The sequence below is a fragment of the Methylobacterium sp. Leaf88 genome (assembly GCF_001422795.1).
GTDB lineage: Bacteria > Pseudomonadota > Alphaproteobacteria > Rhizobiales > Beijerinckiaceae > Methylobacterium.
The window spans coordinates 86966-108642 of record NZ_LMMK01000004.1 but is presented as its reverse complement, the minus strand read 5'-3'; the positions used below and the strand labels follow the sequence as shown (position 1 = coordinate 108642).

The window sequence follows — 21677 nt, the reverse complement described above, 5'->3', positions numbered from 1 at the left end:
AGGACCGACCTCGGGCCGCCGGCCCGAAGCCGATGGTGGGCGACTCCACAGGCCGCCCGCAAGCCGGGCCTGCCGGGTGAGGCGAGAACGGGAGGATCCGGGCGCGGAGCGCGGCGTGCCGGGACCGGCGCCTCAGTGAGCCATCAGCACCGGCATCCGGGCGTTCTCGATGACGTGGCGGGTGACGCCGCCGAGCAGGAACTCGCGGACCCGGCTGTGGGTGTAGGCGCCCAGTGCGAGCAGGGAGGCGTCTCGCGCCTCGGCCTCCCCCAGGATCGCCGCCCCGACCGAAGCCGTTGCCGTCATCGGCAGGTTCACCGTCTCGGCCACGATGCCGTGCCAGCGCAGGTGTTCCGAAAGGTCGGCGGCGCAGGCCTCCGCGAACCGCTCGGTGCGGACGTGAAGGACGGTCACGCGGGTGGCCTCGCGCAGGAGGGCGATGGACTGGCCGATCAGGCGCGTCGCTTCCAAGCTGCCGTTCCAGGCAATGACCACATGGTAGAGCGGATCGTAGTTGACGGGCTCCCCGATCATCAGGGTCGGTCGGCCGACGGAGAACAGGGCCGTGTCGAGTGCCCGCCCGGTGAAGGGCTGCGCCGGATCGGGGCGGTCGACGATGATGAGATCGTTGACCCGGCCGAGGTGCGTCAGGAGCGGTTCGACCTCGCCGGAATGTTCGGACCAAGCCGCGAAGGTGGCATCGAGGCGCTCGCCGGCCGGCATGAACGCGACGCCCTGCCGGGCGCACCAGGCTTGCAGGGCTGCCTTTCCGGCGATGGCGGCCTCGCGCACGCCCTGCTCGATCGCCTGGATGGTCAGGTCGTCCACGGGCACCAAACTCGCCATTCCGGCGAGGACGTGCTCGGGACCGGGGGCCATGAAGCCGACCCCGATATGGGCGTGCAGGCGGCGGCTGAGGCGCAGCGCGGCATCGAGCCGGGGCGTCGCGTCGTTCCCGGGGGCCGTGGGTACGAGGAGGCAGCGCAGGTACACGAGTTCCTCCTCGATCAGCGTTCCAGCGTCTTCAGGTAGGCGATCAGGTTGTCCGCCTGGTCCGGTTCGAGGCGAAATTCCGGCATGGCGGGATGCCCGGTGGTGATGCCCTCCGCCAATGCCTCCGCGAGGTTCTCGACGGGGTAGTGCGTGTGCAGCTCACGGAATGGCGGTGCGTCCCGGAGCGGGCTCGCACCCTGCCGCCCCACGGCGTGGCACCTGGCGCAGTTCGTCCGGGCGATGGTCTCCCCTTGCTTCGCCTTGAGATCCCAGGCGGAGGCGGGGGCGAAGACGGACAGCCAAAGGAATGGCGCCGCGCTGATCGCCAGCAGATCACGTCGTTTTTGGGAGACGCGGCGCATCAGTGGCTCATCAGGCAGCAGAGGGGGGTCGTCTGAAGGATGTCGCGGGTGACGCCGCCGAAGATCCATTCACGAAGGCGGCTGCGCCCGTAGGCCCCCATCACCACCAAGTCGGCCTCCTCGCGCCGGGCGAACCGAAGGATCTCCTCAGCGGGGTTGATCTCCGGGCTGCGCAGCAGATGCGTGGTGACCGTGACGCCGTGGCCGGACAGATAGGCGGCGGCATCCTCGGCCCCCTCCTGGTCCGCCGCCGGGCCGACCACGGCGATGTGGACCTTGTCCGCCCGTGCGAGAAGCGGCAGAGCGTCATGGACGGCCCGGCGCGCCTCGCGGGTGTCCTTCCAGGCCACCACGATTCTCTTTGCCGCGAGATGTGCGAGTCCGGGCGGCGTGAGCAGCACGGGGCGTCCGACCTCCATCAGGAGCGGACCGACCGAGACAGCCATCACCCCCGGGTCGCCGTCGCCCGGCCCCTGCCGTCCGACGACCACGAGATCGGCGCTGCGCGCCTGTGCGGCGAGGTAGGCCAGGGGCGAGCCGGTCACGGATCTCCAGGCCCGAGACTGCGCCGCTGCCGCCTCGCGCGCGAAGAGGGCCTGGGCCGCGGCGAGATCCTCCTCGGCCGATCGCTCCTCGGCCGCCCAGGCGCGCTCGGCCTGCAGCACGTCTCCGATCGGTATCGGACCGAGGACCGGGCGTCCGGCGACGCCGGTGAGTTTGGACCCGAAGCGCTCGGCGAGGCCGGCGGCAAGCCGAACGCGGTCCGACGCAGCGGCCCCGAGATCGACCGAGACCATGATGTTGGAGATCGTCACGAGTTCCCCCCCCGAGCCCGGGCTTGACCGCCCTGTCGGGACACCATGCCTGCGATGGCCCCCGGTGCCTTTGATCCATCTCAAGGACCGGCGGATGGCCGGCCACGTCCGCTTCGCGGCAGCGGCGTCTGGCGCGCGACGGTACTTCGCGAGGGCGCGGCTGGCGGGGAATCGGGCGGGCGCCGAAGCCCTCCCCGGTCCCCGATCGAACGACCCGAATCCGGGCTTCGCCCTCCATCGGGCCAATTCTCTGCGCGTCCCGCGCATGACGGGGAGTGGCCGCCGCCCGTCCCTTGGACAATCCCTGAAACAGTCCCTCGGACAGCTTCGTGCGCCGCCCCTGCGGGAGGAGACGTCCGGATTGGCAGCGCGTCATCCGGCCCCCCTGATCCGCGTCGGTCATTCCGAACCCGCCCGCATCGGTGGGGCGGGGAAACACCGGTCCCGTCACCAAGCCAGCCGGAGGCGGTCGTCGACGGCATGGACGCCCGGGGTCGACCAGGCCGCACGCTCCGCGAGTTCGCGCTCCCGCCACAGGTCGACGCATCCGTCGAGGATCACCGTGTCGCCCTCCACGCGCACGGTAATCGTGTCGGGATCCCGCGCCGTCCGTTTCAGGGCCGCGAGCACCTTCGCCTTCACGTCGCGCGACCGAACGGAGGGCTTGACCGCGAGGAGGTTCAGGACCTCCCGGACTCCGGCGAGCTTCGCCACTGCGGATTGCGCCGCAGCCCTCTGATAGTACCAGGGGACGCAGCCATCGAGGGTGACACGGCCCTCCTCGACCTTGACCTTGATGGCTTCGTCCGGGACCTGGACGTTCCAGGCCAGAACCTTCACGACGCGGGCGGCGAGCTCCTCGTCGCCGGTTTTCTGGTCTGCGGGATAGCGGACCTCGATCTCCTCGACGACGGCCCGGACCCCGCGGACCCGCTGCGCGACCTTCTCGGCGGCGATCTTCTCGGCATAGGTGGCGACGTGGCCGGACAACGTCACGAGACCGTCCCGAACGGTCACGCCGATATGCGCCGCGTCCACCTTCGGATCGAAGTCCAATTCCTCCAGCACGTGCTGGCGCAGGGTCCTGTCGTCCATCGTCCGTCTCCCGTTCGCGTTCACGCGGGGCTTCAGAGCACGAGCCAGAGCAGGGCCGGCGTGACCAGCGAGGCCAGAATCGCGAGACCCAGGGCCTGCAGGCTGCCGATGCTTCGGTAGCGGTGCCCGTCCGAGACGACCGAGGGTGCATCCGTATTGTGCGCCCGAAGCGTGACCGGCATCCGGACATGCTGGACCGACCGGATGTAAGTGGATCTCATGACCAGGGTCATCGTCGGCTCCCGTTCGCGATTACGCGAGGCATGATGCCCGTCGGACCGGCGACGGCCTTGAGATGGATCAAGGCCGTCCCCTTCGGGGCCTGCGGGCTTCACGTCGTCGGGCGCCGGGCGAGCGGCTGAGGCACCAGGACGGCTGCCCCCCGCAAGATCCCGGACCGGTGATCCGCGATCGCCTCGTTGGCCCGCTCCAGCGGGTAGGGACGCGTGTGGGTAACGATGCCCGCCCGCGGGACGAGCGCGAAGAAGCTGCGGGCGTCCTCGCGGGCCAGGTTCGCCACCGACAGCACCGCGCGCTCGCCCCAGAGAAGTTCGTAGGGAAAGGCGGGGATATCGCTCATGTGGATGCCGCCACAGACGACCCGGCCACCCTTGCGCACCGCTTTCAGCGCCGTCGGGACGAAGGCCCCGTCCGGCGCGAAGACGAGGGCGGCGTCCAGCGGCGCCGGCGGCGGCGCGTCCGTCCCGCCGGCCCACTCCGCCCCGACGGATCGCGCGAAGGCCTGGGTCTCGCGGTCGCCGGGGCGGGTGAAGGCGAAGACACGCCGGCCCTGCCATCGGCAGACCTGGGCGATGATGTGGGCCGCCGCGCCGAAGCCGTACAGCCCGACCGTCTCCGCCGCGCCGGCCATCCGCAAGGTTCGCCATCCGATCAGGCCGGCGCAGAGCAGCGGTGCCGTCGCGACCGGGTCGAGATCGGCACCGAGGGGGATCGTGAAGGCTGCCTCGGCCAGGATGTCGGTCGCGAAGCCGCCGTCGCGCGTGCAGCCCGTGAAGCCGGGCGCGTCGCAGAGGTTCTCGCGGCCGGCCTCGCAATGGGAGCAATGCCCGCAGGCATGCCCGAGCCACGGCACGCCGACCCGGCTGCCCAACGGTGGCTCCCGGACATCCGGGCCGCGCGCCGCGACGATGCCGACGACTTCGTGGCCGGGCACGATGGGATACGTCGCCTGCGGGAGTTCTCCGTCGATGAGGTGGAGGTCCGTGCGGCAGACCGCGCAGGCCTCGACCCGGATCCGGACCTCGCCGGGCCCCGGTTCCGGGGTCGGGCGGCACTCGGGGGCAAGAAATCCTCCGGCCTCCCGCAGGACCATCGCGAACATGGTGCCCTCCTCCGACAGCAGGCGCGTTGCGGACGTTCCGCAAGGTGACGTCGCGCGACGACCCGCCGGCGCGGCCGGTGATTGCCCCCGCGGACGCTCTATCGGCCCTCACCCGGCGGTGCGACGGCCGCGTGGCTTCGGGGGCGGTGACCGAGCTTCGACGACCGCTGCGGGTCTCGGATCGAAGGGGAGCACGGAGGCACCGGCGGCGATGATGCCGGCCAGGGTCCGCACATCGTCCGGCATCCTCGGATCGCGCGCGATGCGTTCCGCCTCGCGCTGCAGGCGCAGATTGCAGGGGGCGGGAGGCAGGCCTGCGACAGGGGTACAGGCGTCGTGCCGTGCGCACGCCGCATCGAGGGCGTCGATGGGAGGGAGAGGGGCGTTGTTGCCCAGGCCGCAATAATTGCCGTGAAAGACCAGTGCGGGCGCACGGGACTGCGCCCGCGCCGGAAGCGAGACGCTCAGACAGACCATGAGGGGGAGAAGGGCAGTCGCCGGCATCATGGTCCGCATCCCTGTGCGCGCAGAACGATCCGCAGGCTGCCTCCGGCAGGACGGAGCGGCGTTGATCCAGCGCAAGGCGGGACGTTTGGCAGACCGCATCATGTCCGGAAGATCACCGCACCCCGGGACCCCGACATGGATGAGCCGCTCACAGGAGGCTTGGATGGAGGCTTGGACGCCGCCAGCGGAGGCACCCCGCTCCCGCCTGCCGACCCCTTCGCGCCCGGTCCCCTTGGCCCGGACCAGTTGCGGGAGATCCACGCCTACTGGCGGGCCGCGAACTACCTGTCGGTCGGGCAGATCTACCTGATGGACAACCCGCTGCTGCGCGAGCCCCTGGGGGCGGAGCAGATCAAGCCGCGGCTCCTCGGCCACTGGGGCACGACGCCGGGACTGAACTTCATCTACGCCCACCTGAACCGCGTCATCCGGCAGCGCGACCTCGACATGCTCGCCGTGTGGGGGCCGGGCCACGGGGCGCCGGGCCTCGTCGCCAACGCCTACCTGGAGGGCACCTACAGCGAGACCTACCCGAACGTGGCGCAGGACCTCGACGGCATGACCCGTCTGTTCCGCCAGTTCTCCTTCCCCGGGGGGATCCCGAGCCACGCCTCGCCCGAATTGCCGGGCTCCATCCACGAGGGGGGCGAACTCGGCTATTCACTGGCGCATGCCTTCGGGGCGGCCCTCGACAATCCGGACCTGACCGTCGCCTGCATCGTCGGCGACGGCGAGGCGGAGACCGGGCCGCTGGCCGCCTCCTGGCACGCGAACAAGTTCCTCGACCCGCGCCATGACGGGACCGTCCTGCCGATCCTGCACCTCAACGGCTACAAGATCGCCAACCCGACACTTCTCGCCCGCATCCCGCAGGCGGAGCTGCGCAGCCTTCTCGTCGGCTACGGCTACGAGCCGGCCTTCGTCGAGGGCCACGAGCCCGCCGCGATGCACCAAGCCATGGCGACGGCTCTCGACGCGGCCTTCGACGCCATCGCGGCGATCAGGAGCGCTTCCCACCGGGGCAAGGTCGAGCGGCCGCGCTGGCCCATGATCGTGCTGCGCAGCCCGAAGGGCTGGACCGGCCCCGAGACCGTCGACGGCAAGCCCGTCGAGGGGACCTGGCGCGCGCACCAGGTTCCCGTCGCCGCCGTGCGGGACAACGCGGACCATCGCGCCATCCTGGAAGCCTGGATGCGATCCTACCGGCCCGAGGAGCTGTTCGGGCAGGACGGCGCGCTGGTGCCGGAGCTCGCGGCACTGCCCCCGAAGGGCCGACGGCGCATCTCGGCCAACCCGCACGCCAATGCCCACACGAGCGCGCCCCTACGCCTTCCGGACCTGCGCCGCCTCGCCGTCGCGGTACCCGAGCCCGGCCGGGTCCGGGCCGAGGCGACCCGCGTGCTGGGGACCTACCTGCGCGAAGTCCTGATCCTCAACGCGGAGGCCCGCAACTTCCGCATCATGGGTCCCGACGAGACCGCCTCGAACCGCCTCGACGCCGTCTTCGCGGTGACGAGCCGGGCGTGGCAGGAAGCGATCCTGCCGGGCGACGACCACCTCGGGCGCGACGGGCGCGTCATGGAGGTGTTGAGCGAGCATCTCTGCGAGGGCTGGCTCGAAGGCTACGTCCTCACCGGCCGGCACGGCCTGTTCGCGACCTACGAGGCCTTCGCGCACGTGGTCGATTCGATGGTGAACCAGCACGCCAAGTGGCTGAAGTCCGCGCGCGAGCTGCCCTGGCGTCGGCCGGTCCCCTCCCTCAACATCCTGCTGTCGTCGCACGTCTGGCGCCAGGACCACAACGGATTCAGCCACCAGGACCCGGGCTTCATCGACTTCGTGGCCAACAAGCGCGGCGACACGGCGCGCATCTACCTGCCGCCGGACGCGAACAGCCTCCTGTGCGTCATGGACCACTGCCTGCGCACCTACGACCGCATCAACGTGGTGGTGGCCGGCAAGCAGCCCGCCCTGCAATGGCTCAGCCCGGACGAGGCGGCCAAGCACTGCGCGGCCGGCGCCTCCATCTGGAATTGGGCGACGAACGAGGGCGAGTCCGAGCCCGACGTGGTGATGGCCTGCGCCGGGGACGTGCCGACGATGGAGACCCTCGCGGCCGTGGACTGGCTGCGCCGGCATGTTCCCGAGCTGCGGGTCCGGGTCGTCAACGTCGTCGATCTGATGACGTTGGCGTCGCGCGAGATGCATCCGCACGGACTCGACGACCCGACCTTCGACAGCCTCTTCACGCGCGACCGGCCGGTGGTGTTCGCCTATCACGGCTATCCCTGGCTCATCCATCGGCTGACCTACAAGCGGACGAACCACGGCAACTTCCACGTGCACGGCTTCATCGAGGAAGGCACGACGACGACGCCCTTCGACATGTGCGTCCTGAACCGGCTCGACCGGTTCCATCTCGCACAGGCCGCCCTGCAGGCCGCGCCGCGGCTGGGCGCCCGGGGGGAACACGCCCAGGAGGCGCTTCGGGACGTGCTGGCGACCCATCGCGAGCACGTCTGCCGGACCGGCGACGATCTGCCGGCGGTCCGGGACTGGGTCTGGCCCGAGGGCCCCGCGCACGCCGACCGGCGCCGGATCGAGGCGGACCTGATGCAGGGCGATCCGCCGGACAGGCACGAGCCCCCGGCCGGCGAGACCGTCGACGGCTGGACGGTCCTGCCGGAAATCGAGCAATGATCCTCGTCCTCAACGCCGGCTCCTCCAGCCTGCGCTGCGCCTTGTTCCGGCCCGGTGCGGATGCCCCGGTCTGGCGCGCGCACGTCGCCGACATCGGAAACGCCCCGCGGCTCGCGGTGGATGGCCTGGCCCGCGACGACGAGCAGCCCCCGGCCGGGGACCATCCCGAGGTCGCCCGGTGGCTCTTCGGACGGCTGCCCGCCGCGCCGACGGCGGCCGGGCACCGCATCGTCCACGGGGGCTTGCGCTACGCCGCGCCGGTGCGCCTCGATGCCGAGGTGCTCGCCGACCTGGAGACGTTGGTCCCGCTGGCGCCGGCCCATCAGCCCCAGGCGTTGGCCTGCATCCGGACGGTGACGGAGACCTGGCCTGACCTGCCGCAGGTCGCCTGCTTCGACACCGCCTTCCATCGCACCCAGGACCGGCTCGCCCAGATCTATCCCCTTCCCCGCGCCCTCCTCGACGAGGGCTTCGTCCGCTTCGGCTTCCACGGCCTCTCCTACGCCCACGTCGCCCGGTTCTGCCCGCAGGGCCGGGTGCTCGCCGCCCATCTCGGGCACGGGGCCAGCCTCTGCGCCATCCGGGACGGGCGCAGCGTCGCCACCACCATGGGCTTCACGACGCTCGACGGGGTGATGATGGGCACCCGCAGCGGCTCGGTGGATCCGGGCCTGGTCCTGCACCTGATCCGCGAGCGCGGCCTGTCGCCCGATGCGGTGGCCTCGCTCCTCAACGAGCGGTCGGGCCTCCTCGGGGTCTCGGGGATCAGCGACGACGTGCGGGTGCTGGCGGCGAGCCCAAGTCCCGATGCGCGGGAGGCCCTCGACCTGTTCGCCTACAGGATCGTGCGCGAGGCGGGCTCGCTGATCGCGGCCCTCGGCGGCCTCGACACCCTCGTGTTCACCGGGGGCGTCGGCGAGCACGCCGCCGAGGTCCGCACCGCCGTCTGCCGCGGACTGGGGTTCGCAGGCGTGGCCCTCGACGCGGACGCCAACGCCCGTGCCGCAAGCGTCATCGGGGCCCGCGCCTCCCGCGTGCAGGTCCGCGTCGTCTCCGCCGACGAGGAGCGTGAGATCGCGGTCGCGACCGGAGGCTCGGTGCACGGGGGCCTCGAGGGGCGCGCGGCCCGGGCGCCGGCCCTTGCACATCCGGCGCCCAGACTTTAATTATTCCAGATAAGATCTGTCCCACGTCGGAGGCGGCCGGCGCCGCGCAGTCGAGATGACGCCCAACACGAAGCCCTCACCCGTCCGCCAGCTCAAACGGTATGGCGGGTGCAGGCTCTACGACCCCGAGAGCCGAGCCTACCTGGCGCCCGAGGACCTGGAGCGGCTGATCCGCCGCGGCGTCAGGATCAGCGTGCGCGAAGCCGGGTCGGGTCAGGACGTCACCCACGAGGTCGTTCCCCCGAATCTCCAGTGAGCGGCGGGCCGAAACCCCGCACGGGCCGCGCGCCACCGCTCACCGCCGATCTCGCTTCGGAGCGGTCGCACCCGAGGCCCGGAGCGACCGGCTCCATCGCCGCGAGCGGCCCGCCTTCCCTCCGTGGGAACCCTCGGCGTCAGGTCTGACGTCCAGCGCCGGCGCGGCCGACGCGGGCGACCATGAACGTGCGGTAGACTCCGTCGTCGGCATCACGGATCGAGACGTAGTCGCCCGGAACGAAGGCGTGCGTGCCGAGGTGGTAGCCCGGCTCGTCGTCCTCGTTCGTCCAATCCTCGTAGTCGATCAGCCAGGTCGCGCCGCCCTCCCCGCCGGCCCGGTGAACGAGGCGACCGTCGCGGTCGCGTTGGCCCGCCCAGAAGCGGCGCACGCGGCAACTGTCGCGGGTCTCGCGCCAGAGCGCGGGATCGAGGTGCCCGTCCGGTCCGAGCGGCACGACCATCTCGTAGCCCCGGGCCACGCTGCCGTCCGGAAAGTCCGGGCAGCGGGCCAGCGTCAGGGTCACCCGATACAGCATCCCCGGCAGGGCGTGCTGTCCGGGAGGCTTGCCGTGTCGCTGGTCGGATGGGGAGGATCCCTGTGTCCCATGAGGCATGTCCCGTCTCCTCAGCGCAGGGCGACGATGTGATCGACGACGGTCCGGACGCCCGGTACGGACCAGGCCGCCCGCTCGGCGGCATCCCGTTCGATGCCGACCGTGACGGCCCCCTCCAGGGTGACCCGGTCGCCCTCGACGCTGACCTTGATCGCGTCCGCCTCGAACAGGGCGTTCCGCCGGAACGCCTCCAGGATCTTCGCCTTGACCGCCGTCGGTTGCACGTCCGGCCTGACCTCGACGAGGTTCGTCACACCGAAGACGCCGGAGAGCTTGCGGACGGCCGCCTCGGCGCCCATCGCCTGGTACTGCCAGGGCACCGCCCCGGTGAGCGTCACCCAGCCCTGCGCGACCTTCACCTGGATGGCGTCCTTCGGGAGGTGGACGGACCAGTCGAGGATGGCCAGGGCCCGCGCGGCGATCTGATCGTCCTCGATCTTCTTGGCGTCGGGAAGGCGAACCTGGATCTCCTGGGCGATGGCCCGCACGCCCTTGACCCGTTTCGCCGCGCGCTCGGCCTCCACCTTCTCGGCATAGCTGCCGACATGCCCCGTCAGGGTCACCACGCCGTTCGAGACGGCGATGCCGATCTCGGCGGCATCCAGGCTCGGGTCGAAGTCGAGCTCGTCGAGCACATCGCGGCGAAGATCCTTGTCGGTCATGGCGTCTCTCCCGTCTGCTGTCGTGAGGAAGTCCGGACCAGGATGACGCGCCCTACGCGAAGGAGCCTTGATCCAGCGCAAGCCCGACGCGCTGTTCGGCGCGGACGAAGGCGATGCAGCGCTCCATTTCCCGGCGCAGGTTCGCAAGGGGCTCGTCGATGCCGCAGGCACGAAGGTCCGCGCGAAGGCGCGCGAGCAAGGCGTCGTCGTCGGACACCACGGCTTCCTCGGCGAAGGACGTGACGTAGGCGGAGGCCGCGTCCCCGGTCAGGTGCATCCGCTCGGCCGCCCAGGTCGCCAGCAGGCGATTGCGGCGGACACGCGCCTGGAAGCGCAACTCCTCCTCGTGGGCGAAGCGGCTCTCGAAGGCCCGCTCGCGCTCGTCGAACGTCGTGTTCATCGGATGCCTCACCTGTCGGGCCACGTCGGGCCACGTCGAAACGGCTCCCTCACTCTCGCCCCGCCGGGATGCGCGCACCTTGAGGCAGATCAAGGCCCGGCGGGCGGCGTCCGGCACGGCTCTCCACCACGGTCCCGAGATGCCGGAGTGCGGTCGCGAGCGGGGCATCGCCGGCCGGATCGATGCGGGCATCCTCGACGATGCCGTTCTGCAGGGACGTGGCGTCCCCGTCGGGATGGCCGGTCGGCACCGCTTCCTCGTCCCGCGTCGTGACATCGCCATCCTGCGCGACCACGACGTCGGGCTCGATGCCGCGTCCCTGCACCCTTCGGCCCGCCGGCGTGACGAACCAGGCCGTCGTCAGTCGCAGGCCGCGTCCGCTGCGATGGAGATACGTCGTCTGGACGGCACCCTTTCCATAGGTGCGCGTCCCGACCAGGGTCGCGCGTCGGTGGTCCTGAAGCGCGCCGGCCACGATCTCGGCCGCGGAGGCGGTGTCGCCGTCCACGAGCACCACCAGGGGAAGCCCGTCGACGAGGTCCTTGCCGCCGCGGTCGAGCGCGAAACGCTCGACGTCCCCGGGGCCGCGTCCCACCAGGCGCACGATCTCTCCCCGCCCCAGGAACGCCCCGGCGACCGCAACGGCCTGCACGACGAGACCGCCGGGGTTCCCGCGCAGGTCGAGGACGAGACCCGTGATCGCCTCCGGACCGATGTGAGCCTGGAGGCCCGCCATGGCCTTGAGCAGCCTCCCGGTGGTGAAGTCGTCGAAGTGGTCGAGCCCGACATAGCCCACGGTGCCCAGAAGACGCGTGCGGACCGGGTGCAGGGGAAGCCACTCCCGTGTCAGGGCGACCTCGGTGGCGGCCTGTCTCTCCGAAAGGCGGACCCGCAGGTGCACGGCGGTTCCAGGATCACCGCGCAGGAGGTCGACGATCCCGGTGCGGTCGATGGTGTGGACGGCCCTGCCGTCGATCCGCTCGATGATCGTTCCGGCGTGCAGACCGGCCCGGGCCGCCGGGGCGCCGGGCAAGGCGGACCGGACGCGCCCGCCTGCCTCGACCGTCACGCCGATCCCCGCGTAAGTCCCGGTATCCTCCTCGTCGAACGCCTGAAGCTCGGCCGCGGTCACGTATCCCGAGTACGGATCCAACGATGCGACCATCCCGGAGATCGCCGCATCCACGAGCTGATCGTCGCGGCGCTCCTCCGCCGCCTTCGCGCGGATGGCATGGAACGCCGCTCCGAAGACGCTGAGGGCTTCGTAGAGACCGCCGGGCCTATCCCCGGTCCTTTCCCCGGTCCCCCGCCGGGCGTCCGGGGATGCCGTGCACGCCAGGAGGGTGGCGGCAACGGCCGCGAGGCCGGCCAGCCAGCGGGAGCGGTGGCGAACCCGACGAGGGATCGCCCGTCGCGCGGGTTGGGCGTCGTTCGGGCCGGGCATGGGCAGGCCTCGCGATGGGCAGGCCTCGGGATGGACAGGCCTCGGGGAAGGCATCCGCGAGACTGCCCAGGCCACGGTCACCCCTGCCTTGAGATGGATCAAGGTTCCCGGCTTCCCGTGCCGACAGGGTCTGCGCCTGGTCGCAGCGGAGCACCGCATGACCTGGCGCCTGTCCCTCGGAGCCGCGGCGACCCGCGGGGCACGCCTCGCGGTCGGCGACGAGGGGGGACGGACCGGCGATCCCCGAACGGTCGGGAATGCGACGTCCCTTCGGGGATGGCGCGAGGCTGCCCGCGGTCTCGCGCCGATCCGGATGGCCATCGTCCATCCCTGCGATGCGACCTCCCTCCGGGGTGCGGTCGCGGCCTGGGAGGCGGGTCTGATCGAACCCGTCCTGGTCGGACCGGAGGCGCGGATACGGGCGGTCGCCGCCGAGGCTGGCCTCGCGCTCGATGGCTTCGAGCTCGTCGACGCGCGGCACAGCCATGCGGCGGCCGAGACGGCGGTGGCGCTCGCGCGTACCGGGAAAGTCGCCGCCCTGATGAAGGGGGCGCTCCATACCGACGAGATGATGCAGGCCGCCGTCCGAAAGGCGGGGGGTCTGCGAACCGAGCGGCGGATGAGCCACGTCTACGCGCTCGACGTGCCGCATCATCCCAAGCCGCTCTTCATCACGGACGCGGCGGTCAACATCGCCCCCTCGCTCGATGACAAGCGCGACATCGTCCAGAACGCCATCGAGCTCTGCCACGCCCTCGGCATCCGGGAGCCGAAGGTCGCGGTTCTCTCCGCCGTCGAGACCGTCAACGCGCGGATCGTCTCGACCGTCGATGCCGCCGCGCTCTGCAAGATGGCTGAACGGGGCCAGATCACCGGTGGCATCGTCGATGGCCCCCTCGCCCTCGACAATGCGGTGTCGGGACCGGCGGCCGCGGCCAAGCACATCGTCTCACGGGTCGCGGGCGATGCCGACGTGCTCGTCGTGCCGGACCTCGTGTCGGGGAACATGCTGGCCAAGCAGTTGGTGCACCTCGCCGGCGCCGAGGCCGCCGGCCTGGTTCTGGGCGCGAGCGTGCCGATCGTCGTGACCAGCCGGTCCGAGGGCGAACCGTCCCGGGTGGCGTCATGCGCCATGGCGCGTCTCAGCGCGCCCCACCGCTGCATCGGGTCTGGCACCGTCCGTCGATCCGCCGAGGGGCCTTGATCCAGATCATGGCCCCGGCCGACGGCCGCGGCACTGGATCGACATGCCCGCCAGCCCGGTCCCCGCGGGGCCGCGGTCCGGTGCGGAGGATTCCCGAGCCAGACGGAGATTGCGATGTCCTCCCCCATCGACGAGCCCGACCCGTTCGACCCCTTCGGCATCGTCGCCGCGACGGACGAGTGGTGCGGCCTGCTGAAGGCTGCTGAGGAACTCCGGAACGTCGACGGGGAGATGATGGAGACGATGCTGGAGGCCGGGGCGCCCGGCCCGGCCTCCCTCCGGCTCGGGCGCCATCACGAGGCGCCGCGTCATCGCGGACCCGCGGCGACGCCTGAGCCTCGACCCCGTAGCCAGGCAGCGGCAACAGCTCGCGGCCATGCGGGCCCTTGAGGCGGGCTGCTCGGACTGTACGGAACGCAGCCGCTGCGCACGCGAACCGAGGGCGGGAACGCCACCCGGCGCCCACCGGGCGTTCTCTCCGAACGGCGCGCGCTTCGTCCGGCGGCAGTCCGTTTAACCCGTCCGCTCGTCCGTCTCTCCATTGCGGTGCCCCGGGCCGTGAGAGGCGGCAATGTGCCCGAACGCGCTCAGCTTTGGGCTTGCAACGGTCATCGCCGCGGCCCCGGTTTCGACAGCGGTCGGCTCGGTCCGCCGGCTCGGGGCAGGCCTCGTGTCACCGACGCACAGACGTATCGTACGCGGCTATCGCGAGCACCGGCATCGTCGCTGCGCCCGGCACCGAGGTCACGACCGCTGCCGTTGAAGGCCTCTGAGCCTTCTTGGGCGAACGGAGCGTCCGGTGCCTGTGGCCGGCTCCATTTGCCTTCTCGGGGAATCCGCGCGTCCGAACGCAGGCCTCGGGCAGTGCTTCGATGCTCACAGCGCCCGATGCCGATCCGCTTGGACGTTGACGCGGATCAACGCCCGGCCGGCCGACAATCGGGAGACTGGGACGGGGCGGACCAGACCGGGCTTTCAGATGGCATGCGATCAACCCCACGGCAGCCCCAGGACGGCCTGCGATCCGGCCGTGGCACCTCACGGTCCCGAACGCCCGATCGCCGCGCACGGATCCACCCGGCAGGACATCGGGGCCGCGCCTTGGGACCCGCGCACCGCACCCCGTTCGACGCTGGCTGGGAAGGAGGGCGCCCATGCCGTGCCGAGCGGGGACGTTCCAGAGATGTTCGGAACGTGCCAGAGCGCGGGCCTGACGGACGCGGAGGCCCGGCGACGGCTCGCCCGCTTCGGCCCGAACGTGATTGCCACGAAGGAGAAGGCCGGCGCGCTCGCCCTGCTCCTGAACCAGTTCATGAGCCCGGTCGTCTCCCTGCTCGCCGCGGCGGGTGCGCTCTCGCTCTACTTCGGCGACTGGCAGGAGGCGACCGCGATCATCGCGGTGCTGGCCATCAACACCGGCCTTGGCTTCTCGACCGAACTGAGGGCGGCGCGGTCCGTCGAGGGGTTGCGGGCGCTCGGGACGCGCTCGGCCCGCGTGCGCCGCGATGGGCACGCACGGGTGCTTCCCGCAGAGGATCTCGTACCGGGGGACATCGTGTTGGTCGAAGGCGGCGATGCCGTCCCGGCCGACATCCGGCTGGTCGAGGCGTCGAACCTGGGCGCGGACGAGTCCACCCTCACGGGCGAGTCGGTGCCCGTGGACAAGGCGCCGGAGCCGGTCGCCCCGGACGCGCGGCTCGCCGAGCGCACCTGCATGCTGTTCCGCGGCACGCTGATCACGCGCGGCAGCGGCCTCGGTATCGTCGTGGCGACCGGCCTGGGAACCGAACTCGGCGCCGTCGCACGCCTCGTCGCGCAGGCCGAGCCGGACACCTCGCCCTTGGAACGGCGCCTGGAACGTCTGTCCCGCCAGATGGTCTGGGTGATCCTGGCGCTTGCCCTCGTCCTCGCGGGCCTCGGCGTGGCGACCGGCAAGGATCTCCGCCTCATGACCGAGGCCGGCATCGCGCTGGCGGTCGCGGCCATCCCGGAGGGCTTGCCGGTCGTCGCGACCCTGGCGCTAGCGCGCGGGATGTGGCGGATGGCGCGGCGGAATGCGTTGATCGAGCGTCTGTCGGCTGTCGAGACCCTCGGCGCCACCACGGTGATCCTCACCGACAAGACGGGCACGCTCACCGAGAACCGCATGACGGTGCGGTGGCTGTCGGTGCCGTCGGGCGAGGCCGACCCGACCGATCCAGGCTCCGCCGCCGAGACCGGACGGTTGCTTCGCGTCGCGGTCCTCTGCAACGACGCCTCCCTGGGGCAGGATTCCCAGCAGGGCAGCGGCGACCCGATGGAACAGGCGCTGCTGCGGGCGGGTCGCTCGGTCGGGCTCGACCGCGCGGCACTCCTGCGCGACCGGCCGCTCGTGGGGAAGCACGCCTTCGATGCGGGCACCCGCATGATGGCCACCGTCCATGCCGTCGAACCGGGCCACTGGGTGGCGGTCAAGGGGGCCCCGGAGGCCGTTCTGGCCGCCTCGCGCTCGGTCGGTGGCGCGGAGCGGGACGTCCCGCTGGACGACGGCGCCCGGGACCTGTGGCGGCGTCGCGTCGAAGACCTGGCCGCGCGGGGCCTGCGGGTCATTGCCTGCGCGGAGAGGTCGGGGGGCGCTGCGGGGGGCCATCCCTTCCGGGACCTCACGTTCCTCGGTCTGGTCGGACTGGAAGACCCCGCCAGGTCGGACGTTCCGGAGGCTCTGGCCGCCTGCCGCGCCGCGGGCATTCGCGTGGTCATGGTGACCGGCGACCACGCCGTCACGGCCCTCAGCATCGCGCGCGCGGTCGGGCTCGCCGGCCGCGGGGACCGCGTCGTCGAGGGCGGCAGCACCGGCGAGATCCCGGGCCGCCTGGACGAGGTCGCGGTCTTCGCGCGGGTGAGCCCCGCCGAGAAACTGTCCCTGGTCAGGGCGTACCAGGCGAAGGGCGAGATCGTCGCCATGACGGGCGACGGCGTCAACGACGCGCCGGCGCTGAAGCAGGCGGATATCGGCGTGGCGATGGGGCGGAGGGGGACGGACGTGGCGCGTGAGGCGGCTGCCATGATCCTCATGGACGACGCCTTCCCGACCATCGTGGGCGCGATCCGCGAGGGGCGGATCATCTTCGACAACATCCGCCGCTTCGCCGCCTATCTCCTCGCCTGCAACCTGAGCGAGGTGATGATCGTCGGACTCGCCATCGTCTCCGCCCTGCCGCTCCCCATCCAGCCGCTGCAGATCCTCTACCTCAACGTCGTGACCGACGTCTTCCCGGCCTTCGCCCTGGCGATGTGCGAGGGACGGGACGACATCCTCGCACGACCGCCGCGCGACCCGCGCGAGCCCATCCTCGGACGTCCCCAATGGGTGCGGATCGTCCTGCACGCCGCCGTTCTGACGGTCGCGACCTTCGCGGGGCTGGCGGTCGCCGAATCCTGGTTCGGCCTCGACCGGGCCTCCAGCGTGACCGTGACTTTCCTGACCCTCGCCTTCGCGCAACTCTGGCAGGTCTTCAACATGCGGGCCTCCGGCGCGAAGCCATTTCGCAACGAGGTGACGCGCAACCCCTGGGTCTGGGCCGCCCTCCTTCTCTGCACGGTGCTGCTCGTCGGCCCGGCTTACGTGCCCGCGGCCGGGAAGGTGCTCGGCCTCGAGCCGCCCGACGCGACCATGTGGGCGATCATCCTCGGCGCGAGCGTCGCCCCGCTCCTGCTCGTCCAGGTCGGGACGATGGCCAGGGGCGCCCGCGGACCCGTCGGCAGGACATGACGGCCGCCGTCCCGGCGCGATGCCCAGGCGACCCGACCGGCCGGCGTTGCGATGGATCAACGCGGGACCGAACCGCGGTGCGAAACTGGGTCCGTCAAAACGCCCGGAGCCCCGCATGTCCCGTCCGCTCTCATCCCCGCACGCCGAGATCCGCGATGTTCTCGTGTGCCTCACCGAGGAGGGCCGCGGCGACGAGGCCGAAACCGCTCTGGCTTACGGACTTTCGCTCGCCGCCGCAACGCGCGCCCACCTCACCGTCCAATCCGCGGCACGGCGCCTGGCCGTGGTCGCCGGCGGGGCGTGGGGGTTCGTGAACGACCTCGTGGCGACCGAAAACAGGCGGCTGCGCGGCCTCGCGCAGGCCCTGGCCGAATGCGCCGTGGCGGACGCCGCCAGCGTGGGCGTGACCTGCACGGCCGAGGCGCCTTACCTTGCCTACACGGACCTGGTCGCGCGGCTCACCGCCCGCGCGCGGCTCGCGGACCTGACCGTCCTCGATGCCGAGGCGAGGGAGCTCGATCTCGACCGCGACCTCATCGACGGGATCCTCTTCCGGAGCGGGCGACCGCTCCTCGTGGTTCCGCCCGGCTGCGAGACCTATGCCGCGCGGCAGATCCTCGTCGCCTGGGACGGCAGCGCCCGGGCGGCCCGGGCGGCGAACGACGCGCTGCCGTTCCTGCGCGCGGCGGAGCTGGTGGAAGTCGTGTCCGTCGTCGGGGAGAAGGACCTCTCGACCTGCGCGGCCGGCGCCGAGTTCGCCCCGCACCTCGCGCGGCATGGCGTGACGGTTTCCGCGGTCGACGTGCCGGTCGTCGGCGACGTCGCCGAGACGCTCAGGGTCCGGGCCGGCGAGATCGGCGCCGACATGCTGGTGATGGGCGCCTACCGGCATTCGCGCCTCCAGGAGTGGTACCTCGGCGGCGTGACGCAGTCCCTCCTCAAGCGCAGCCCCTTGCCTCTGTACCTGTCCCACTGACCGGGGCGCCTCCGGCGGCCGCAAGCAGGGCCCCACGCAGGACGGCAGGGATCGCGGAAGCCGGCATGGACTCGAACGAGGTCGCCGCGGCCCGTCGCGCTGGGGATGGGTGGGCACGCGATCTCGCGCGCATCGCCGTCTCGGCCGTCCTCTCCGCGGCCGGTCGCGCACCGAGATGGAAGGGGGGATCGCCTGTCACCGATGCGGATCTCGCCGCCGAGCGCGCCATCGGCGGCCCGCTTCAAGGCGATTCCCGAGACTGCCCATCGTCTCCGAGGAGCGGATTGCCGCGGGGGACATTCCGGCGACGGGGCCGCGCATCGCGCTCGTCGCCCCCGGGACGGCACATCGCGTGCCGGCGCTCGGTCGTCGAGACGTCGAGGTCCGGGACGTGCACCGCCCGCTTCAGCTTGAAGACGCGTCCGTTGCCGCGAAACACCGCGGAGATGTGCGTGCGCAGGCGGTCGACCGTTCGACCGGGCTGCCGTTCGGCCTCTCCAATGCCCCGCCGTCAGTGCGTCGGTGCCGGCTGCACGGAGCCGCGCTCGCCCGAGCCGCTCTTACCTGCCTTCTTGCCTGCACGCACGATCAGGGCCGCGAAGGCTGAACGCCGGATCTTCTTCTTGGAGACCTTTGGCCAGCGCTCGCGAACGGCCGCAATCAAGTCCTTGGCCCTCATCCCGGGTTTCACGACCTTCACGATCCTCCGGCTGATAGTCGATGTCGATGGCATGATTGGCGCTCCGTTCAATGGGTCGATGTTTCTTCGAGGCGAATTCTTCTTCGTTGATCTGCGTCAAGCCATGCCTGAACGTCGCGTGCGGCTCATGCCTTGCGGCGAGGAACCGGTCAGTCCTCGACGACCCGGCGAAGGCGCGCACGGCGCAGGCTGACCTGACGTCCGCCGGCACGCAGCAGGGCGCCGGCCTCCTCGAGCTGCGACAGGGTCCGCGACACGGTCTCGATGGTCAGGCCCAGGTAGTCGGCGATGTCGCGCCGCGTCATCGGGAGCAGGAACGTCCCGGTGCCGCCGAGCCGTTCGTCGACCTCGATCAGGAACGTCGCCACCCGTTCCACGGCGGAGCGGCGGCCGAGAAGCAACATGTGGTCCTGGGCGTGACGCAAGCCACGGGTGGCCATGTTCCAGAGGTGGCAGGCGACCTCGGCATTGCGGGTGGCGGCGCGCTGTATCCCCAGGCGCCGGAAGATCAGGACCTTCGTGTCCGAGAGGGCCTCGGCCGAGTGCCGGTGGGTCTGGCCCTGCTCGAAGCCGAACAGGTCGCCGGGCAGGTGGAAACCGGTGATCTGGCGCCGACCGTCGCTGAGGACCTTGTGGGTTCGGACCGCGCCGTCGGTCACCCGGTAGACGAACTCGGCGTCCTCGCCCTCACCGTAGATCTCCTCCTCGCGGCCATAGGAAAACGGTGTTCCGACGATCTCGGGGCAACCCGCGAAGAGGACGCCCTCGCGGCCGATGGCAACCGGGACGTTCGCGGGGGTGAACGACGGAATGGGTCGCGTCATCTCTGTGGCCATGGATCGACTCCTCGTCCGGATCGGATGAGGGGGAAGTTGGCCGCGCTGTCGCCGGAGGGAAATTCCGGCCCGTTTCGTAAGGGCCCCTGCGTAAGGGCAATTACGTAGGTCCGGGGGTCGACCGTCATCCCCCGCCGATCGCCACGGCCATCCATCCGCCGGCATGGTCGGGCGCCATGAGCAGGCCGAAGCGGGCCGCGAGCAGGGACCCGACGGCGGTGGCGAGCGCGTAGGCCATCACCGCGAGGACGAACGTCAGGCCATCGGCGTGATGGCGCAGAGCGTGGATCGAGGCGCAGCCGGAGGTGAACGCCGCAGCGAGGAGGATCGCGAGGGGATCGGACGGCATGACCGTGGTTCGCAGCAATCGGGAGCCCTGGAGCTTCGGGGCTGCGCCGGCCGTGACGGCGCGGCGCAGCCGCTGTTTGACGAACACGCTCCGGTCAGACGGAGCGCGCCTCGGGCGACCGGTACAGCCGCCAGAGTTCAGACCCGGACAGGACGAAAACGGCGAGGCCGATGACCACGTGGGCGCCCGCGACGACCTTCAGCTCCGCGAAGCCCAGCACCCAGGGCGCCGCGGCCACCCAGAGACCGACGGCGAGGTTGAGGTATTCCTCCCAGTCGTAGGACTGGCTGAGCGCAAGCATGGCGATGACGGCGATCGCGGCGCCGCAGATGAAGGCATTTCGCGCTGCGACCGTTTCGCTGCCCAGCTCCAGGTACCAGGGGGCCAGGAACAGGGTAATGCCCAGAAAGACGTTGAGGCCGTTCAAGACCGCGTCCTCGGCTCGGTTCTCGATGGTGCGCATCGACTTCTCCTCGCGAGCAAGGCGCCCGGGAGTCGGGGCCGACCGGACGCCGAGCGACGGACGTCCCGTCGCTTCCACGCGAGGACGATCGTCGCGCGACGGGTCTGCGGCCTTGACCCAAATCAACAGAGGTCCGGTCCCGGCAGCAGGAGAACTGCCGAAGATTGGTAAAGCCGTCGCTTGATCTCCAGAACGACGATGCATCCCTCGATGTTTGATTTGGGTCAAGGTCTTTGCCGTGGGCCGGCGCACCCTGCGCCCCTTCGCCAGACAAGGAGATCGCGATGCGTTCCGGACACACGCCGCACCTGCATGCCCATGACCCCAAGGACGCCGCCGAGGCGATGGGGGCTGGCTTGGCCGCCTGGCGCACCCTCGCCGTCGACGTGCCGTTGCGTCTCGCGGCCGAGACGATGCGCTTCACGGGCCGTCGCCTTCAGGCCCAGGCGGACCACCTCGTCGGGCTGGCGCGGTGCGGCTCGCTCCAGGAGGTCGTCGCGCTCCAGGCGGCGTTCGTGACCCGGGGCCTGACCGACGACCGGCAGGAGGCGACGACCCTGTCGCACGACGTCACGGAGACCGCCTTCGCCAAGGCGGCGTGACACGGGCGTCCGCCGACCGGCCAATGGCTCCGGCGGGCTTCTCCCGAGACCCTGAAGCGCTGTTGGCAGGACGGGCTCCGATGCCGGGCAGACCATGCCGCCCCCAGATCTACCGCATCTTCCAGCACCGGCATGCGCCGGGGCTGTGTTGCGCCGTCCGCGAGGACCTGTCGATCCCGTCCTTCGTCGGGGCCCAGGGCTGGAACTTCGGCGCCGAGGTCCGCGAGACCGGAAGCCTGCCGTTCGGCTTCCAACCCGCACCGGCGCGCGAGGCCAGTGCCGCGTTCGGATATTACCTGTTTCATCATCCCTGCGAGACCCTGTCGGCTCGCTACTCCCGTCCCTGGGGCGGCGAGGGGCCCGAGCCGGATCGTTGCAGGCCGTGAGCGGCCGGCGCCCTCACCGCCCCTCCGCGCTGTCGGGCGCCCGTTGCGCCAG

Annotated in this window: 23 protein-coding genes and 1 pseudogene; 9 read left to right on the top strand and 15 right to left on the bottom strand. The window is 71.3% G+C overall.

The genetic code is table 11. From position 1 onward, the window contains the following. Positions 1-132 precede the first annotated feature (132 nt). The 7 genes from ASF20_RS02550 to ASF20_RS24805 form a co-directional block, all read right to left on the bottom strand. Entirely contained in the window at positions 133-993 is an 861-nt protein-coding gene (locus ASF20_RS02550) for a universal stress protein (protein ID WP_056270481.1), read from the bottom strand. Positions 994-1007: 14 nt separating this feature from the next. After that, positions 1008-1355, bottom strand: coding sequence for a cytochrome c (locus tag ASF20_RS02545; RefSeq protein WP_056270478.1), 348 nt, complete (start codon positions 1353-1355; stop codon positions 1008-1010). Then, on the bottom strand, positions 1355-2170 hold the full coding sequence (locus ASF20_RS02540) for a universal stress protein (RefSeq protein WP_056270476.1): 816 nt from the start codon (positions 2168-2170) through the stop codon (positions 1355-1357). The genes ASF20_RS02545 and ASF20_RS02540 overlap by 1 nt, the downstream gene beginning before the upstream one ends. A gap of 447 nt (positions 2171-2617) precedes the next feature. After that, on the bottom strand, positions 2618-3265 hold the full coding sequence (locus ASF20_RS02535) for a BON domain-containing protein (protein ID WP_056270472.1): 648 nt from the start codon (positions 3263-3265) through the stop codon (positions 2618-2620). 32 nt (positions 3266-3297) lie between these two features. Continuing rightward, positions 3298-3486, bottom strand: coding sequence for a hypothetical protein (locus tag ASF20_RS02530; RefSeq protein ID WP_244476305.1), 189 nt, complete (start codon positions 3484-3486; stop codon positions 3298-3300). 110 nt (positions 3487-3596) lie between these two features. Further along, entirely contained in the window at positions 3597-4607 is a 1011-nt protein-coding gene (locus ASF20_RS02525; protein WP_056270469.1) for a zinc-binding alcohol dehydrogenase family protein, read from the bottom strand. A gap of 108 nt (positions 4608-4715) precedes the next feature. Then, positions 4716-5084, bottom strand: coding sequence for a hypothetical protein (locus ASF20_RS24805; RefSeq protein ID WP_244476312.1), 369 nt, complete (start codon positions 5082-5084; stop codon positions 4716-4718). 201 nt (positions 5085-5285) lie between these two features. On the opposite strand from ASF20_RS24805, the gene ASF20_RS02515 reads away from it, so the two are divergent. Genes ASF20_RS02515 through ASF20_RS02505 form a run of 3 tightly spaced genes read left to right on the top strand, consistent with a single transcriptional unit; the run spans position 5286 to position 9236 of the window. Further along, entirely contained in the window at positions 5286-7814 is a 2529-nt protein-coding gene (locus ASF20_RS02515) for a phosphoketolase family protein (RefSeq protein ID WP_056270466.1), read from the top strand. Then, positions 7811-8980, top strand: a complete 1170-nt coding sequence (locus ASF20_RS02510) for an acetate/propionate family kinase (RefSeq protein WP_082501136.1) — start codon at positions 7811-7813, stop codon at positions 8978-8980. Before ASF20_RS02515 ends, ASF20_RS02510 begins: the two co-directional genes overlap by 4 nt. A 55-nt stretch (positions 8981-9035) precedes the next feature. Further along, a complete protein-coding gene (locus ASF20_RS02505; protein WP_056270463.1) occupies positions 9036-9236 on the top strand; it encodes a polyhydroxyalkanoate synthesis regulator DNA-binding domain-containing protein in 201 nt (66 codons plus the stop codon). Positions 9237-9375: 139 nt separating this feature from the next. On the opposite strand, the gene ASF20_RS02500 is transcribed toward ASF20_RS02505, so the two are convergent. From ASF20_RS02500 to ASF20_RS02485, 4 genes are all read right to left on the bottom strand, one after another. Then, positions 9376-9774, bottom strand: coding sequence for a hypothetical protein (locus ASF20_RS02500; RefSeq protein ID WP_056270460.1), 399 nt, complete (start codon positions 9772-9774; stop codon positions 9376-9378). An 89-nt stretch (positions 9775-9863) separates the two neighbouring features. Beyond that, the gene (locus tag ASF20_RS02495) at positions 9864-10514 is read right to left on the bottom strand and encodes a BON domain-containing protein (protein ID WP_056270457.1); all 651 of its coding nucleotides are present in this window, start codon (positions 10512-10514) and stop codon (positions 9864-9866) included. Positions 10515-10566: 52 nt separating this feature from the next. Continuing rightward, a complete protein-coding gene (locus ASF20_RS02490) occupies positions 10567-10914 on the bottom strand; it encodes a DUF1476 domain-containing protein (RefSeq protein ID WP_056270454.1) in 348 nt (115 codons plus the stop codon). A gap of 49 nt (positions 10915-10963) precedes the next feature. After that, complete coding sequence (locus tag ASF20_RS02485; protein WP_280136462.1) at positions 10964-12142, bottom strand: S41 family peptidase; 1179 nt, start codon at positions 12140-12142, stop codon at positions 10964-10966. A gap of 508 nt (positions 12143-12650) precedes the next feature. On the opposite strand from ASF20_RS02485, the pseudogene ASF20_RS02480 reads away from it, so the two are divergent. The 4 genes and pseudogenes from ASF20_RS02480 to ASF20_RS02465 all read left to right on the top strand — a co-directional run. Continuing rightward, positions 12651-13562: pseudogene (locus tag ASF20_RS02480) on the top strand (bifunctional enoyl-CoA hydratase/phosphate acetyltransferase); the annotation flags it as partial. A 114-nt stretch (positions 13563-13676) separates the two neighbouring features. Beyond that, positions 13677-13952 carry a hypothetical protein gene (locus ASF20_RS02475; protein WP_200927181.1) on the top strand — a complete coding sequence of 92 codons (276 nt, stop codon included), beginning with the start codon at positions 13677-13679 and terminating at the stop codon, positions 13950-13952. 769 nt (positions 13953-14721) lie between these two features. Beyond that, positions 14722-17313 carry a cation-transporting P-type ATPase gene (locus ASF20_RS02470; RefSeq protein ID WP_056270451.1) on the top strand — a complete coding sequence of 864 codons (2592 nt, stop codon included), beginning with the start codon at positions 14722-14724 and terminating at the stop codon, positions 17311-17313. A 115-nt stretch (positions 17314-17428) separates the two neighbouring features. Continuing rightward, a complete protein-coding gene (locus ASF20_RS02465) occupies positions 17429-18289 on the top strand; it encodes a universal stress protein (protein ID WP_056270448.1) in 861 nt (286 codons plus the stop codon). 511 nt (positions 18290-18800) lie between these two features. On the opposite strand, the gene ASF20_RS23765 is transcribed toward ASF20_RS02465, so the two are convergent. The 4 genes from ASF20_RS23765 to ASF20_RS02445 form a co-directional block, all read right to left on the bottom strand. Beyond that, complete coding sequence (locus ASF20_RS23765) at positions 18801-19022, bottom strand: hypothetical protein (protein WP_156647932.1); 222 nt, start codon at positions 19020-19022, stop codon at positions 18801-18803. A gap of 116 nt (positions 19023-19138) precedes the next feature. Further along, a complete protein-coding gene (locus tag ASF20_RS02455; RefSeq protein ID WP_056270442.1) occupies positions 19139-19825 on the bottom strand; it encodes a helix-turn-helix domain-containing protein in 687 nt (228 codons plus the stop codon). Positions 19826-19949: 124 nt separating this feature from the next. Next, positions 19950-20261: a hypothetical protein gene (locus ASF20_RS02450; RefSeq protein WP_244476302.1), complete on the bottom strand. Its 312-nt coding sequence runs from the start codon at positions 20259-20261 to the stop codon at positions 19950-19952. 7 nt (positions 20262-20268) lie between these two features. Continuing rightward, complete coding sequence (locus tag ASF20_RS02445; RefSeq protein WP_056270439.1) at positions 20269-20637, bottom strand: SPW repeat protein; 369 nt, start codon at positions 20635-20637, stop codon at positions 20269-20271. Between the two features lie 284 nt (positions 20638-20921). Between ASF20_RS02445 and ASF20_RS02440 the strand changes: the two genes are divergently transcribed. Next, a complete protein-coding gene (locus tag ASF20_RS02440; protein ID WP_056270437.1) occupies positions 20922-21239 on the top strand; it encodes a phasin family protein in 318 nt (105 codons plus the stop codon). An 80-nt stretch (positions 21240-21319) separates the two neighbouring features. Beyond that, the gene (locus tag ASF20_RS02435) at positions 21320-21625 is read left to right on the top strand and encodes a hypothetical protein (protein ID WP_056220053.1); all 306 of its coding nucleotides are present in this window, start codon (positions 21320-21322) and stop codon (positions 21623-21625) included. Positions 21626-21677: the final 52 nt, after the last annotated feature.

What these genes read in the sequence shown, in the direction of transcription:
- ASF20_RS02545 (WP_056270478.1), bottom strand. Translation starts at nt 1,355, where the DNA reads ATGCGCCGCGTCTCCCAAAAACGACGTGATCTGCTGGCGATCAGCGCG.
- ASF20_RS02535 (WP_056270472.1), bottom strand. Translation starts at nt 3,265, where the DNA reads ATGGACGACAGGACCCTGCGCCAGCACGTGCTGGAGGAATTGGACTTC.
- ASF20_RS02530 (WP_244476305.1), bottom strand. Translation starts at nt 3,486, where the DNA reads ATGAGATCCACTTACATCCGGTCGGTCCAGCATGTCCGGATGCCGGTC.
- ASF20_RS02525 (WP_056270469.1), bottom strand. Translation starts at nt 4,607, where the DNA reads ATGTTCGCGATGGTCCTGCGGGAGGCCGGAGGATTTCTTGCCCCCGAG.
- ASF20_RS24805 (WP_244476312.1), bottom strand. Translation starts at nt 5,084, where the DNA reads ATGGTCTGTCTGAGCGTCTCGCTTCCGGCGCGGGCGCAGTCCCGTGCG.
- ASF20_RS02510 (WP_082501136.1), top strand. Translation starts at nt 7,811, where the DNA reads ATGATCCTCGTCCTCAACGCCGGCTCCTCCAGCCTGCGCTGCGCCTTG.
- ASF20_RS02505 (WP_056270463.1), top strand. Translation starts at nt 9,036, where the DNA reads ATGACGCCCAACACGAAGCCCTCACCCGTCCGCCAGCTCAAACGGTAT.
- ASF20_RS02500 (WP_056270460.1), bottom strand. Translation starts at nt 9,774, where the DNA reads ATGCTGTATCGGGTGACCCTGACGCTGGCCCGCTGCCCGGACTTTCCG.
- ASF20_RS02495 (WP_056270457.1), bottom strand. Translation starts at nt 10,514, where the DNA reads ATGACCGACAAGGATCTTCGCCGCGATGTGCTCGACGAGCTCGACTTC.
- ASF20_RS02490 (WP_056270454.1), bottom strand. Translation starts at nt 10,914, where the DNA reads ATGAACACGACGTTCGACGAGCGCGAGCGGGCCTTCGAGAGCCGCTTC.
- ASF20_RS02475 (WP_200927181.1), top strand. Translation starts at nt 13,677, where the DNA reads ATGTCCTCCCCCATCGACGAGCCCGACCCGTTCGACCCCTTCGGCATC.
- ASF20_RS02465 (WP_056270448.1), top strand. Translation starts at nt 17,429, where the DNA reads ATGTCCCGTCCGCTCTCATCCCCGCACGCCGAGATCCGCGATGTTCTC.
- ASF20_RS23765 (WP_156647932.1), bottom strand. Translation starts at nt 19,022, where the DNA reads ATGCCATCGACATCGACTATCAGCCGGAGGATCGTGAAGGTCGTGAAA.
- ASF20_RS02455 (WP_056270442.1), bottom strand. Translation starts at nt 19,825, where the DNA reads ATGGCCACAGAGATGACGCGACCCATTCCGTCGTTCACCCCCGCGAAC.
- ASF20_RS02445 (WP_056270439.1), bottom strand. Translation starts at nt 20,637, where the DNA reads ATGCGCACCATCGAGAACCGAGCCGAGGACGCGGTCTTGAACGGCCTC.
- ASF20_RS02440 (WP_056270437.1), top strand. Translation starts at nt 20,922, where the DNA reads ATGCGTTCCGGACACACGCCGCACCTGCATGCCCATGACCCCAAGGAC.
- ASF20_RS02435 (WP_056220053.1), top strand. Translation starts at nt 21,320, where the DNA reads ATGCCGGGCAGACCATGCCGCCCCCAGATCTACCGCATCTTCCAGCAC.